This window comes from Mycobacterium sp. 852002-10029_SCH5224772, from assembly GCF_001667315.1.
In the GTDB taxonomy this organism is placed as follows: domain Bacteria; phylum Actinomycetota; class Actinomycetes; order Mycobacteriales; family Mycobacteriaceae; genus Mycobacterium.
Genome location: NZ_LZHT01000005.1, coordinates 150261 through 162827, shown reverse-complemented (window position 1 = coordinate 162827; position 12567 = coordinate 150261). Strand labels below are relative to the sequence as shown.

The window sequence follows — 12567 nt, the reverse complement described above, 5'->3', positions numbered from 1 at the left end:
GGCTCTGCGACACCGCAGTTCTCGAGTGCACCCGAACGCTGTCAGAAGAAAGGGAACCGATATGACTAGCACACAACCCGCATGGATTTCGCCGCAAGCCTACGGGCGGCTCCAGCGGGAACTCGCCACTCTGCGGGAACTGTGTGACACCAACGCTGTTGGTGTCGCCACCGACGAAAACTCGATCGCTGTCCAGCGTGCGTGGCAGATCCGCATTCGACGGATTCATGAGTTGCTGGTCGATGCGGTCGTCGGTGAGGACCCGCCTGATGACGGGATCGCCGAACCGGGCATGGTTTTGACCATCCGCTACGACGACACCGGTGAAGTCGAAACATTCCTGTTCAGCGTGCGCGGTGCCGAATACGGTGGCATGGAGGTCTATTCGATCCGATCGCCGCTGGGCGCCGCCATCGCGGGTGCACGTCCCGGTGAGCAGCGCACCTACACCCTGCCCAGCGGTGTCGCGCTCACCGTCACACTCCTGAAGGCCGTTCCCTACGGCGTTCACCTGGCCGGCCTCAGCTGATGGCGATCCCATGATGTTCGATCTGATCGACCCGTTTTCGGCGATGTTTCTTTTGATCGCGGCGATTTTCCTGCTGATGGCCGTCGCGTATGGGCGAAGGTGATGTCCCATGGGGCCCAGGGCTCGCTCGGGCGCTACGGGCTTCAAAACCGCTCGCAGAGACTAGGTTTCACGTCACACGGAGACGAGCACCAGCACACCCGTGACCATCAGCGCGATCACCTTGATGGCCTCTAGACCCACGTAGGCGTAGTGACCGCGCGAGCGCGCCGCATTCAGGCCGGCAAGAACCTTGGCGGAGCGCCGGTTCAAAAACGGGCGCACCACCATCAACTGCCCTGCGAGCATCGCAAAGGCGGCCAGCAATGCCGTAACGACCCCTGCCGCGGGAGGCTTCGCCAGCATCACCGCCGCCAGCACGATGGCGAAGATGACCTCGACGCCGTTGGGCGTTCATCATCGAGAGTCCTTGCAGCTTAGGTCCGTTGCCGCTTATCCGTGGGGATCCGCAGCGCATCACGACGGCGGCCGAAGGGCTCCTCTGGCGACCTGGCGATCACGCTCACTCAGGTTCTTGCTTGGGCAAGTTGGCCACCAGCGGTGTGTCGACGCCCAACGGGCCGAGTTTGGCGGCGCCACCCGGTGACCCCAACGGCTCGTCACGGCCTTCGAGCGTTTCGGTGAAGAATGCGGCGTTGTCCGCTTGATAGGGCTGCAACTCCTCGGGGAGATCGTCCTCGTAGTAGATCGCCTCGACGGGGCAAACAGGCTCGCATGCCCCGCAATCCACGCACTCGTCGGGATGAATGTAGAGCGCCCGGCCACCCTCGTAGATGCAGTCGACCGGACACTCCTCGACGCACGCCCGGTCCATCACGTCCACGCATGGCTTTCCGATCACATATGCCATGCCGTAGAGTTTACACAAGGTGGGTTGTATAAACTAGATGGAGTGGTCTCCCATGTTCGACAAAGTAACTTCTTCTCGGCGCTCGCAGGGTGCTCACGACGCCGATGGAAGGCTCGAGTCGTCGGGGAGCGCCGCCGCGACTACCCAGCGCAACGGTCACCGGCTCGCCCCCTACGACGACGTCGACGAGCAGGGTCCGGGCGTGGGCTACCGCACGGAGTTGCTGCCGGCCGGGGACATCGTCGACCCGTATACCTGGGCGGGCGGGCTGGAAGACAAGCGCGCGATCGCGCCGCGGCTACGTATCGGTCGCGACAGGTGGCTAAATCTTTTGTGGCTCATTCCCATTGGGTTTGTCTTGCTGCTCGCGGCGGTGGCGGTGGGCAAAGGCCTGTACAACATGCCGGCGGTGCAGACATTCATTCAGCGACATCCGGGCACCCGGGCGTCTTCCGGGGTCGGCCCGGGCATCCCCGCCTGGGTGGGCTGGACGCACTTCTTCAACCTGTTCATGATGACGTTCATCATCCGGTCCGGAATTCAAATCCTGTGCGACCATCCGCGGCTCTACTTCAGGCGCAACTCCACCCCGGGCAAGGACGAGTGGCTGCGCGTGGCGAAGCCGGTACCGGATGACCCGCTGTGGACAGCCAAGGACGATTCGGTCGCGCTGCCAGGCCAGCTGGGGCTGCCGGGTATTCGTCACTCGATCGGGCTGGCGCGATGGTGGCACCTTGGCATAGACGTCTTGTGGTTATTCAACGGTGCAGTCTTCTACGTGCTGCTATTCGCCACCGGCCAATGGCGACACATCGTCCCGACCAGCTGGGACGTGTTCCCGGACGCGGCATCGGTTGCGATCCAATATCTTTCGCTGAGCTGGCCGCACGACAACACCTGGGTGGCCTACAACGCTTTACAGCTGTTGGCGTACTTCACCACGGTCTTCATCGCCGCACCACTGGCCGTGATCACCGGTCTCGGGATGTCGCCCGCCCTCTCGATGCGTTTCACCGTGATCAGCAAGCGTTTGAGCATCCAGGCCGCCCGCTCGCTACATTTCCTGGTGCTGGCGTACTTTGTGTCGTTCATCGTCGTCCACGTCACGTTCGTCTTCACCACCGACGCTTTGCGCAACCTCAACCACATGTTCGCCGCCCGCGACGACGACGGCTGGATCGGGTTCGCGGTGTTTACCGTGGCCATGACGGTCGTCGCTGTCGGCTGGGTGGCCGCCACCCCGCTCACCTATCGCCACCCCCGCGTAGTGCAGCGGGTGGGCTACGCACTTGTCGGGCCGCTGCAGCGGCTGTTCGAGCGCAGCAACCCCAAGCCCGGCGCGTTCACCGACAAGGACATCTCACCGTACCTGTGGCACAACGGCACCTACCCGGAAACCGTGGAATACAAAGAGTTAGAGAGAAACGACTTCGTGGATTGGCGGCTGCGCATCTACGGCCTCGTCGAGCATCCGGCCGAGTTGGCGCTGGCCGATTTGCATCACCTGCCATACCACGAGCAAATCACCCAACACTTCTGCATCCAGGGCTGGTCGGGTGTCGCCAAATGGGGTGGCGTGTCGATGCAGACGATCATGGACATCGTCAAACCCTTGCCCGAAGCCAAATGGGTGGTGTTCTACTCGCTCGGGGCCGGCGCCGACGGCGGTGTCTACTACGTCGCACACCCGATCGACCAGATGAGCCACCACCTGACCATGCTGGCCTACGACATGAACGGCGAGCCTCTGAGCTACGGCCACGGGGCGCCGCTGCGGTTGCGCAATGAACTCCAACATGGTTTCCGGCATGTGAAGTGGCTCAAGGGCATTGAGTTCATCGCACACTACTCCGAGCTGGGCGGCGGGTACGGCGGATACAACGAAGACCACGAGTACTTCGGGCGTCACCAAACCATCTGATCACTCTTCCGTAATGCGCGCCCATGTCGTAGTGTTTATACAATCGCACTTGTAATAATTACGAAAAGGGCGGACCTATGGCCGACAACGAACTCGACGTCCGGCGGCTCCCCAGGTCCGGCAACCGACCCACAGGATTGGCCACCTACGCCAACCCGTGGGTGGCGGAATCGTCGGATAACGCCGGGGTGGACAGGAGATCCGGTGTCGGCAAACGCGAGCTCGACTGGAATGTCATCACGATGCCGCCCAACGGCGAAATCGACACCGCCACCGCAGCCGAACTCGACGTCGACGTCTTGATCCACGTGCTGTCCGGGAGCGGTCGGCTCACTACCGAAAAGGGCACGATCAAGCTGGCCCCCGGTGCGTTGTTATGGCTGCCACGCCGGTCGCGGCCGCAATTCACCGCGGGCCCCGACGGACTTCGCTACCTGACCGTGAACCAAAAGTGGTGAGCCTGCCCCCATAGTGGAGGACCACCTTCGCCGGCGTCTACTTCTGGTTCCCCAAGATGACCGGTCGGTTGCTCGACGAACGGCTGGGCAAGCTGCACTTCTGGCTGACCCTGATCGGCTTTCACGCCACCTTTAGGGTGCAGCACTGGCTGGGCAACATGGGGATGCCCCGCCGCTATGCGGACTACTTGCCCACCGACGGCTTCACCGCGTTGAACGTCGTCTCCACCATCGGCGCGTTGATCCTGGGCGCGTCGATACTGCCCTTCGTCTGGAATGTGTTCAGGAGTTGGCGCTACGGGGAACCGGTCACGGTGGATGACCCGTGGGGACATGGTAATTCGCTGGAGTGGGCCACCAGTTGCCCACCGCCGCGGCACAACTTCATCGAGCTGCCCCGCATCCGCTCCGAGCGACCCGCCTTCGAGCTGCACTATCCGCACATGATCGAACGCATGCGCAGCGAGCGACACGTCGGGCACGATGTGGGCGGCGATGCCGGCGCCGAACGTGAAAGGCTCTGACGAAGGAATGTGATGACTTACAACGGGATATCCGCGTGTGGCGCGGTGACGAGCAGGGCGGCGAACTCCGCGAGTTCTCCGTCGAGGTCAACGAGGGCGAGGTCGTGCTTGACGTCATCCACCGGCTGCAAGCCACGCAAGTCCCCGATCTCGCGGTGCGCTGGAACTGCAAAGCGGGCAAATGTTAATCCTGCTCGGCACTCGTCACCGGCCGCAGATACGACCATGCGATCTGGCTGGGGCGCAAGCTCTTTCGCCGGTAGTGCGCCCCTCGGCGGTCATCGCGCCACCAGGGTGTCGAGTTCCGGCGTGTCCGCACCCGTCAGCCGTCGGTGCATGGCCCAGGCGATCCTGGTGCCCTGGATCTTCGCGCGTTCGGCGATGGGTCCCCGGAACATCTCATCGACGGTGTCGTTCCACATCGTCAGCCAGCGGACAAAGTGACTGCCGTTCAACGGGATTCGTTGATGGACGCGCCGGTGGACGTGCAAGGCGCTGCCGCGGTAGAGCCCGGCGCGGAACAGCGCGGTCTCCCAGAAGTCGGCCATCACCGGGATGTGCGCCTCCAGGCCTTTGCTCCGCACCTCCGCGAATGGCTCGGCGAGCACGTCGTCAACCATCACACGTCCGTAAAACCGGCGCAGGAGTGCCTCGACGTCGGAACGGGTGGCCAGATCTGCAGCCCCAACCGGGGCCGACGACTCAGTCATGCGCGATCACCCTGGCAAGACACAATTCGGGTTCGACGAACGGTTCCAGCGCGGCCTGCATCCGCGGCGCCGCACCAACCGGCTCCGTCGAGCCGGCCAGTCCCTGCAGCAGCCCCCGGTGCAAGGCGCACGCCACCTCGGGATGATCACGGGCCAGATCACGGACCGGGCAGCTGTGTAGGCGAATGGTCCGCCGGTTGCCGGGCCTCGACTTCTCCACCGGAACCAACTCGGGGCCAAATCCCATGCGGTCGAACACCGTCGTGATCATCGCTGATCGCTCGTCAACCGTTTTGCCGGCTGCAGCACCTGGAACTGGTTGCGGCGCCTCATCCTGATTCGGGGCGTTCTCTGAGATCCGCTCAGCCCATCGCCGGCCGGCGGCTTCGGCGCGGCGGCGGCGCTTTTCGGCGGTATCGCCGAGTTCCAGCGCCAGAATCTCGGCCAGGATTCGATAGTCCAGCCGCTCGCGCACCGCACGGTAGCCGGTGCGGGGACGGCCCACCCTGGCGCGCGTGATCCGGGTGCGCTCGACCAGTCCGTCGGCGCACAACGCGTCAAGATGAAAGCGCACCGTCGTCGTATGCAGCCCAAGCCGGGCGGCGAGTTCGGCCGCGTCGACCGGTTCGTGGTGCTCACGCACCAGCTCAAGTACCCGTTGGCGCTGCCGGTTGTGCCCCGCGCGGTGCGGTCGTCCGGCCTCGTCCTTGTCCTGCTCGCCCACCCCATCCGTCCTCTCGTCCGGTTGCCTTTTAGCTATTTAGAGGATATTATTCATTAATAATAGCACTGCAAGCCCGAGATGTCTCCGGTAGCGAATGACGTTGGGGCAGCAGAGAACCGGAGGCGCGCCATGTTGGACACCATGGTGGATACCAAGGTCGATGCCAAGGTCATCAAGAATGCGGTCAAGTTGGCCTGCCGCGCCCCGTCGCTGTACAACACCCAACCGTGGCGGTGGGTGGCGGACGGCGCTGGGCTGGACCTGTTTTTGGATGTGACCCGTGTCGTACTCGCGGATCGATCGATGCGCGAGGCCCACATCGGCTGCGGCGGTGCGCTCGAACACCTTCGGGTGGCGATGGCCGCCGCGGGCTGGATCGCCGAGGTCGAACGATTTCCCCATCCGGACAATCCGGCGCACCTGGCCAGGGTGACGTTCGCCCCCGCGGACGGCGTGACCGACGACCAGCGTCGCCGCGCCGACGCGATCCTGAAACGCCGCACCGATCGGCTCCCGTTCCTCGCGCCGGTCGACTGGGAATCGTTCGAAGCCTTGCTGCGCGGCAGGATCGATGCTGACGCGGTGCGATTGGACGTCTTACCGGAGGAGATGCGTCCGCGCCTGGCCCAAGCGGCCGAATTCACCGAATCGCTGCGCCTGTATGACTCCTCGTATCATGTCGAACTCGATTGGTGGACTGCGCCGTTCGAAGTGTCAGAAGGTATCCCTTACAGCTCCCTGGTGTCGGCCGCCGAGTCGGATCGGGTGGGCGTCAATCGCCACTTCCCCTTCACCCGCAACCCGGACAGGCGCGCCGGGATTACCCGGGATTTCTCGAAGATCCTGATGCTGTCCACCGAAGATGACAGCCACGCCAACGCGGTCGCGTGCGGCGAGGCGCTGTCGGCCGTCCTCCTGGAATGCACGATGGCCGGCTTGGCCACCTGCCCGGTGTCGCAACTGACCGAACTGTCGGTCAGCCGTGAACTGCTCGCGGCGCTCACGGATCACACCGACCTGCCCCAGGTCCTGATCCGGGTGGGCGTCGCGCCGGCGCTCGACGCGGCGCCGCCGCCCACGCCGCGGCGCGCGCTCGCCGAAGTGCTGCGACTGACGGGCTGAGTCTCGCCCCAGCGACCACTGCCCTTCGATCCGCTTCTATGACTACGGTGGTGGAAGGGTCGCCTACAACCGGTGAGGTGAATGCGATGGCATCGAACAGCTTTGGAACCCTGGACCGGCTCACGGTCGACGAGCAGACGTACCTCATCCACCGCCTTGATCGAATCGACGGTTCGGCCCGGCTGCCGTACAGCCTAAAGGTTCTGCTGGAAGATCTGCTGCGCAACGAAGACGGCCACCTGGTGACCGCCGAGCAGGTCCAGGCGATGGCGGACTGGGACCCGGCCGCCGAACACGGCCGGGAGATCGCCTACACCCCCGCCCGTGTCTTGATGCAGGACTTCACCGGGGTGCCGTGTGTGGTCGACCTGGTCGCGATGCGCGACGCCATCACCGCGTTGGGCGGTGACACCAAGAGGATCAACCCGCTGTGCCCGACCGAGTTGGTGATCGACCACTCGGTGATCGCCGATGTCTTCGGGCGCGCGGACGCGTTCAAGATCAACGCGGAGCTGGAGTTCGAGCGCAACGCCGAGCGCTACCAGTTGCTGCGCTGGGCGCAGCAGGCGTTCGATGATTTCTCCGTGGTGCCCCCGGATACCGGCATCTGTCACCAGGTCAACCTGGAGTATCTCGCCCGCGTGGTGTTCACCCGCGACAGTCCGGACGGGCCGCTGGCCTACCCCGACACGCTGGTCGGCACCGACTCGCACACCCCGATGGTCAATGGGCTGGGGGTATTGGGCTGGGGCGTGGGCGGTATCGAGGCTGAGGCGGCCATGCTCGGCCAGCCGATGAGCATGCTGGTTCCGCCGGTCGTCGGCCTCAAGCTCAGCGGCGAACTGCCGGCCGGTACCACGGCCACCGACCTGGTGTTGACCGTGGCCGAGCTGCTGCGCCGCACCGGTGTGGTGGGCAAGTTCGTCGAGTTCTTCGGTCCCGGGGTGGCCAACGTGCCGCTGGCCAATCGGGCGACGATCGGCAACATGAGCCCGGAGTACGGCGCGACCTGCGCGATCTTCCCCGTCGACGACGTCACGCTGGACTACCTGCGGCTCACCGGCCGCTCCGAACATCAGATCAAGCTGGTGGAGGCCTACACCAAAGAACAGGGCATGTGGCACGACCCCGACCACGAGCCGACGTACTCCCAGACCCTCGAGCTGGCCCTGGGCAGCGTCGAGCCGTCAATCGCCGGGCCGAAACGCCCGCAGGACCGCATCCCGCTGCGGCTGGCGCCCCACGCCGTCTGTGCGCTGCTGGGGGGCGCGGAGACGACCGAAGAGGCGCTGTCGGCTCTCGATGAGGCGTCGGCGGACTCGTTCCCCGCCAGTGACCCGATCGCGTTCGGCAGCACCAGCAGCCCTGAAGGCAAACCGCGCACGCCGAACGACGACTGCGTCGTTGGCGAATGGCCGTCGACACATGTGGACGTCGAGCTCGCGGACGGTACCCGCACCGAAGTCGACAACGGGCACGTGGTGATCGCGGCGATCACGTCGTGCACCAACACCTCCAACCCCTCGGTGATGGTGGGCGCGGCGCTGCTGGCCAAGAAGGCGGTGGAAAAGGGGCTCACCCGCAAACCGTGGGTGAAGACCTCGCTGGCGCCGGGCTCGCGGGTGGTCACCGACTACTACGACCGGGCCGGCCTGACACCGTATCTGGACAAGCTCGGTTTCAACCTGGTCGGCTATGGCTGCACCACCTGCATCGGCAACTCCGGGCCGCTGATCCCCGAAGTGAGCACGGCCGTCGTCGACAACGACCTGACGGTCTGCTCGGTGCTGTCGGGCAACCGCAACTTCGAGGGCCGCATCCACCCGGAGACCCGGATGAACTTCCTGGCGTCCCCGCCCCTGGTGGTGGCCTACGCACTGGCCGGCACCCTGCACACCAACCTGCTGCTCGATCCGATCGGCAACGGCAGCGACGGCGAACCGGTGTATCTGCGTGACCTCTGGCCCTCGGCCGAAGAGGTCGACGCCGTCGTCAACGACAACGTGCAGGCCGAGATGTTCGCGGAGAGCTACGCGGATGTGTTCACCGGCGACGAGAACTGGCGATCCCTGCCGGTCCCCGACAGCGACACCTTCCAATGGGACGCCGACTCCACCTACGTGCGTCAGCCACCCTATTTCGACGGTATGACCCCGGACCCCCAGCCGGTCGGCGACATCACCGGAGCGCGGGTACTGGCCAAGCTGGGCGACTCGGTCACGACCGACCACATCAGTCCAGCCGGATCGATCCGGTTCGACTCACCGGCCGGAAAATACCTGTCCGAGCACGGAATTGAGCGCAAGGACTTCAACTCCTACGGATCACGGCGCGGCAATCACGAGGTGATGATCCGGGGCACTTTCGCCAACATCAGGTTGCGCAACGAGCTCGCACCGGGCACCGAAGGTGGTTTCACCCGCGACTTCACCCAATCCGACGGCCCGGTGGCCACCATCTACGACGCCTCGGTGAACTACATCGCCGCCGGCACTCCCCTGGTCATCCTGGCCGGCAAGGAATACGGCTCGGGCTCCTCGCGGGACTGGGCGGCCAAGGGCACCCTGCTGCTGGGGGTGCGCGCGGTGCTGGCGGTGTCCTATGAGCGCATCCACCGCTCCAACCTGATCGGTATGGGCGTGTTGCCGCTGCAGTTCCCGGACGGACAAGATGCCGACTCATTGGGCCTCACCGGTGAGGAAGCCTTCGACATCACCGGGGTGAGCGCATTCAACGACGAACTACCCGACAGCGTTCACGTCAAGGCCGGCGACATCGAGTTCGACGCCAAGGTACGCATCGACACCCCCGGCGAAGCCGACTACTACCGGCACGGCGGCATCATGCAGTATGTGCTGCGAAACCTGCTCGGCAAAACGTAACCCAAACCGCGTGCCGGACAACATAATTCGATAAGGAGACGCTCATGGCAGACGCCATGTACCCGCAGGCCACCCAGGACATCTACAACCGTCGCAAAGAACTCGCTCCGCACACCCACGAGGCGTTCGAGGCGTTTTCCCGCGCGGTGTTCGCCGAGGGCGCGCTCCCGGAGAAGACCAAGCAACTCATTGCCGTCGCGGTGGCACACACCACCCAGTGCCCCTACTGCATTCAGGGCCACACCAAGCTCGCCCACCGCAAAGGCGCCAGTGACGAGGAGATCATGGAGGCCATCTGGGTGGCCGCCGAAATGCGCGCCGGCGGCGCCTACGCCCACTCCACCCTGGCCCTCGAGGCACTCGCCAAATAGCCATATGCCTGACCGCCCCGCAGTCGTCGCCAAGGTCGAGACGATTCCACTGCGTATCCCGCTCAAGGGGGACAGCACGCCCGGGGCCTCCCTGTGGGGCGACCCGCTGACCGCGGCAGACTCGCTGCTCGTCAAAGTGACGACCCGCGACGGAGTGGACGGCTGGGGGGAGGCCTTCGGTTTTCGCGCCGTCGATTCGGCCAAACTCGCTGTCGACCAACTGATCACCCCGCTGTGCATCGGCCAGGACGCCACCCGGATCGGTCCCCTGATGCTGGAGGTGCAAAAGAAGCTGCACGTATTCGGGCGCGGCGGTCCGTTGACCTACGGGCTCTCGGCGGTCGACATCGCCCTGTGGGACATCGCCGGCAAGCTCGCCGACGCTCCCGTCTGTCAGCTCCTCGGTGGCGGCGTGGCCACCATGCCGTGCTACGCGAGCCTGGCCTGCTATTCCGATCCCACGCTGGTCCGCATCGCGGTTCGCAACGCAATCGACGCCGGCTTTCACGTGATCAAGCTGCACGAGGCGGGCATGTCGGCAATACGCGCGGCCCGCGAGGAAGCCGGCCCCGACGTCGAGCTCATCGTGGACGCCGGCTGTCCCTGGACCTTGACCGAAGCCGGCGCAGTCGCTGAAGAACTCGGGGCGCTTCGGCTCAAATTTCTCGAGGAGCCACTGTGGCCGCCGGAGAATTTCGACGGACTCGCCGAACTGCGACGGACCACCGGCATCCCGATCTCATCCGGCGAGAACGCTTCCACCCTGCTGGAATTCGAGCGAATGCTCGCCGCGGGCGCGGTGGACTTTGTTCAGCCAAGCCCCGCCAAGATGGGCGGGATCACCGAGTTGTGCAAAGTCTTTCCCCTTGCGGCCGTCCACAACATCCCGGTGATGACGCACTCCTTCTACGACGGTCCCGGGTTGCTCGCGGCGCTGCATGCGACCGCTGCGCTGGGCAACGTCGACTCCATGATCGAGTGCCGCTGGTTCGAGCTGGAAGCGTCCGTCTACGGCGATGCCCTGAGCCCGAAAGTCGGCTGGATTTCGGTTCCGCAGGGACCGGGCCTGGGAATGGACCCGGATCCCGACGTCATCAGCGCTTACCGTCGGCACACAACGCCATGACGACGCTCTGGCCAACACACGAGGGAACGGTCTAGAGTTTACACAAGTTGGACTTGTATAAATACCAGGCAACAGGAGAAAGAGGTCGACAATATGAGCATCGCAGAACGGGCCGCGCGGACCACATGGGAAGGCCCGCTGGCATCCGGCGAAGGCACGCTGTCGCAGGGCAGCAGTGGAGCCCTGGATGGCCTGCCGCTGACCTGGGTCTCGCGCACCGAGCAGCCCGGCGGCAAGACCAGCCCGGAAGAACTGGCCGCGGCGGCGCACTCGTCGTGCTTCTCGATGGCGTTGGCCTTGAAGCTGGGTGAGAACAACACGCCGCCACAGCGACTCGACGTCACGGCCGCCGTGACCCTGGACGCGGTCGATGGCGTGCCGACCATCACCACATCGCAGTTGAAAGTCACGGCAAGCGTTGCGGGGCTGGACGCCGAATCCTTTGCCGCCGTGGTCGATCAGGCCGCCGCGCTGTGCCCGGTATCGCGATTGTTCGCCGGCGCCACGATCAGTGTCGACGCCAAGCTCGACGAGACCTAACCCGCCAGTCCCGCGGGCTGACGCAGAGGAGGCACGAATGACCAGCTTGACATTATCTGCCGAGCTGACGCGAGAACACCGCGAAATCGATGATGCGATAGAGGCTTTCATCGAAAAGCTCGACTGTGGCAGCGTGCAGCGCGAACTAATGACCGACACGCTGGAGGCGCTGCGCCGGCACATCTACCTCGAAGAGGTCTTCCTGTTCCCGCCGCTGCGCGAGGCCGGGATCGTGATGCCGATCTTCGTGATGATGCGTGAGCACGGCCAGCTGTGGCACACCATGGGCGAGTTGGCCGAGCTGCTCGCTGACGGGAACGACAGTCAGCGGCTGAGGGATACGTGCACGCAGCTGCTCGACCAGCTTCACCAGCACAACTCCAAAGAAGAGCCGGTCATCTATCCGAACGCCGACACCGACCTGCCGCCGCACACGAGCGCGGAGCTGAACCGGTTCATCGAGACCGGACGCACTCCCGAGGGATGGGTGTGCCAGCAGGCCAATGCGTGAGGCTTTCAGCCCGCTGAAGTACCGAAGGAGGATTCTCAATGCGCGTGGTAGTGGACCGTGATCGCTGTGAGGGCAATGCCTTCTGTGTGAACATCGCACCCGAGGTGTTCGAGCTCGACGACGACGAGTACGCCGTGGTCAAAACCGACCCTATCCCCGCCGACCAGGAAGCACTCGCCGAGCAGGCCATCGCCGCGTGCCCTCGCGCAGCGCTATCGCGCGAAGACTAGAAGCCACGA

The 12567-nt window shown here is 64.7% G+C and carries 14 protein-coding genes and 2 pseudogenes; 12 read left to right on the top strand and 4 right to left on the bottom strand.

The window, feature by feature from the left end; genetic code table 11:
• Nucleotides 1-61 precede the first annotated feature (61 nt).
• Nucleotides 62-529 carry a GreA/GreB family elongation factor gene (locus A5775_RS01365; RefSeq protein ID WP_067246168.1) on the top strand — a complete coding sequence of 156 codons (468 nt, stop codon included), beginning with the start codon at nt 62-64 and terminating at the stop codon, nt 527-529.
• 174 nt (nt 530-703) lie between these two features.
• On the opposite strand, the gene A5775_RS01360 is transcribed toward A5775_RS01365, so the two are convergent.
• Together A5775_RS01360 and fdxA are read right to left on the bottom strand one after the other, a co-directional pair.
• Entirely contained in the window at nt 704-949 is a 246-nt protein-coding gene (locus tag A5775_RS01360; protein WP_231995088.1) for a hypothetical protein, read from the bottom strand.
• A gap of 142 nt (nt 950-1091) precedes the next feature.
• On the bottom strand, nt 1092-1439 hold the full coding sequence (gene fdxA / locus A5775_RS01355) for a ferredoxin (protein WP_067246165.1): 348 nt from the start codon (nt 1437-1439) through the stop codon (nt 1092-1094).
• 37 nt (nt 1440-1476) lie between these two features.
• On the opposite strand from fdxA, the gene A5775_RS01350 reads away from it, so the two are divergent.
• From A5775_RS01350 to A5775_RS24520, 4 genes and pseudogenes are all read left to right on the top strand, one after another.
• Nucleotides 1477-3360, top strand: coding sequence for a molybdopterin-dependent oxidoreductase (locus A5775_RS01350; RefSeq protein ID WP_369827754.1), 1884 nt, complete (start codon nt 1477-1479; stop codon nt 3358-3360).
• A 77-nt stretch (nt 3361-3437) separates the two neighbouring features.
• Nucleotides 3438-3818, top strand: coding sequence for a cupin domain-containing protein (locus A5775_RS01345; RefSeq protein WP_067246161.1), 381 nt, complete (start codon nt 3438-3440; stop codon nt 3816-3818).
• Nucleotides 3819-3841: 23 nt separating this feature from the next.
• Nucleotides 3842-4342 (top strand): annotated as a pseudogene (locus A5775_RS01340) (cbb3-type cytochrome c oxidase subunit I); the annotation flags it as partial.
• 29 nt (nt 4343-4371) lie between these two features.
• Nucleotides 4372-4527: pseudogene (locus tag A5775_RS24520) on the top strand (succinate dehydrogenase/fumarate reductase iron-sulfur subunit); the annotation flags it as partial.
• A gap of 93 nt (nt 4528-4620) precedes the next feature.
• On the opposite strand, the gene A5775_RS01335 reads toward A5775_RS24520, so the two are convergent.
• Both A5775_RS01335 and A5775_RS01330 read right to left on the bottom strand, forming a co-directional pair.
• Complete coding sequence (locus A5775_RS01335) at nt 4621-5052, bottom strand: group III truncated hemoglobin (protein WP_067246154.1); 432 nt, start codon at nt 5050-5052, stop codon at nt 4621-4623.
• Complete coding sequence (locus tag A5775_RS01330; protein WP_067246151.1) at nt 5045-5776, bottom strand: metalloregulator ArsR/SmtB family transcription factor; 732 nt, start codon at nt 5774-5776, stop codon at nt 5045-5047. The genes A5775_RS01335 and A5775_RS01330 overlap by 8 nt, the downstream gene beginning before the upstream one ends.
• A gap of 141 nt (nt 5777-5917) precedes the next feature.
• Between A5775_RS01330 and A5775_RS01325 the strand changes: the two genes are divergently transcribed.
• From A5775_RS01325 to A5775_RS01295, 7 genes are all read left to right on the top strand, one after another.
• Nucleotides 5918-6898: a nitroreductase family protein gene (locus A5775_RS01325; protein WP_067246342.1), complete on the top strand. Its 981-nt coding sequence runs from the start codon at nt 5918-5920 to the stop codon at nt 6896-6898.
• Between the two features lie 86 nt (nt 6899-6984).
• Nucleotides 6985-9780 carry an aconitate hydratase gene (locus A5775_RS01320; RefSeq protein ID WP_067246148.1) on the top strand — a complete coding sequence of 932 codons (2796 nt, stop codon included), beginning with the start codon at nt 6985-6987 and terminating at the stop codon, nt 9778-9780.
• A gap of 44 nt (nt 9781-9824) precedes the next feature.
• On the top strand, nt 9825-10151 hold the full coding sequence (locus A5775_RS01315) for a carboxymuconolactone decarboxylase family protein (protein ID WP_067246144.1): 327 nt from the start codon (nt 9825-9827) through the stop codon (nt 10149-10151).
• Nucleotides 10152-10155: 4 nt separating this feature from the next.
• Nucleotides 10156-11277, top strand: coding sequence for a mandelate racemase/muconate lactonizing enzyme family protein (locus A5775_RS01310; RefSeq protein WP_067246141.1), 1122 nt, complete (start codon nt 10156-10158; stop codon nt 11275-11277).
• A gap of 93 nt (nt 11278-11370) precedes the next feature.
• Entirely contained in the window at nt 11371-11817 is a 447-nt protein-coding gene (locus A5775_RS01305) for an OsmC family peroxiredoxin (protein WP_067246138.1), read from the top strand.
• 37 nt (nt 11818-11854) lie between these two features.
• Nucleotides 11855-12328 (top strand): hemerythrin domain-containing protein, encoded by a 474-nt coding sequence (locus tag A5775_RS01300; protein WP_067246134.1) that lies wholly within the window; start codon nt 11855-11857, stop codon nt 12326-12328.
• Between the two features lie 38 nt (nt 12329-12366).
• Nucleotides 12367-12558: a ferredoxin gene (locus A5775_RS01295; RefSeq protein WP_067246129.1), complete on the top strand. Its 192-nt coding sequence runs from the start codon at nt 12367-12369 to the stop codon at nt 12556-12558.
• The last annotated feature ends 9 nt before the right edge of the window (nt 12559-12567 follow it).

Excerpts from the sequence above, each read along its gene's own strand:
- A5775_RS01320 (WP_067246148.1), top strand. The coding sequence starts at position 6,985 with ATGGCATCGAACAGCTTTGGAACCCTGGACCGGCTCACGGTCGACGAG.
- A5775_RS01335 (WP_067246154.1), bottom strand. The coding sequence starts at position 5,052 with ATGACTGAGTCGTCGGCCCCGGTTGGGGCTGCAGATCTGGCCACCCGT.
- A5775_RS01345 (WP_067246161.1), top strand. The coding sequence starts at position 3,438 with ATGGCCGACAACGAACTCGACGTCCGGCGGCTCCCCAGGTCCGGCAAC.
- A5775_RS01325 (WP_067246342.1), top strand. The coding sequence starts at position 5,918 with ATGGTGGATACCAAGGTCGATGCCAAGGTCATCAAGAATGCGGTCAAG.
- A5775_RS01305 (WP_067246138.1), top strand. The coding sequence starts at position 11,371 with ATGAGCATCGCAGAACGGGCCGCGCGGACCACATGGGAAGGCCCGCTG.
- A5775_RS01310 (WP_067246141.1), top strand. The coding sequence starts at position 10,156 with ATGCCTGACCGCCCCGCAGTCGTCGCCAAGGTCGAGACGATTCCACTG.
- A5775_RS01315 (WP_067246144.1), top strand. The coding sequence starts at position 9,825 with ATGGCAGACGCCATGTACCCGCAGGCCACCCAGGACATCTACAACCGT.
- A5775_RS01350 (WP_369827754.1), top strand. The coding sequence starts at position 1,477 with ATGGAGTGGTCTCCCATGTTCGACAAAGTAACTTCTTCTCGGCGCTCG.
- A5775_RS01295 (WP_067246129.1), top strand. The coding sequence starts at position 12,367 with ATGCGCGTGGTAGTGGACCGTGATCGCTGTGAGGGCAATGCCTTCTGT.
- fdxA (WP_067246165.1), bottom strand. The coding sequence starts at position 1,439 with ATGGCATATGTGATCGGAAAGCCATGCGTGGACGTGATGGACCGGGCG.
- A5775_RS01365 (WP_067246168.1), top strand. The coding sequence starts at position 62 with ATGACTAGCACACAACCCGCATGGATTTCGCCGCAAGCCTACGGGCGG.
- A5775_RS01300 (WP_067246134.1), top strand. The coding sequence starts at position 11,855 with ATGACCAGCTTGACATTATCTGCCGAGCTGACGCGAGAACACCGCGAA.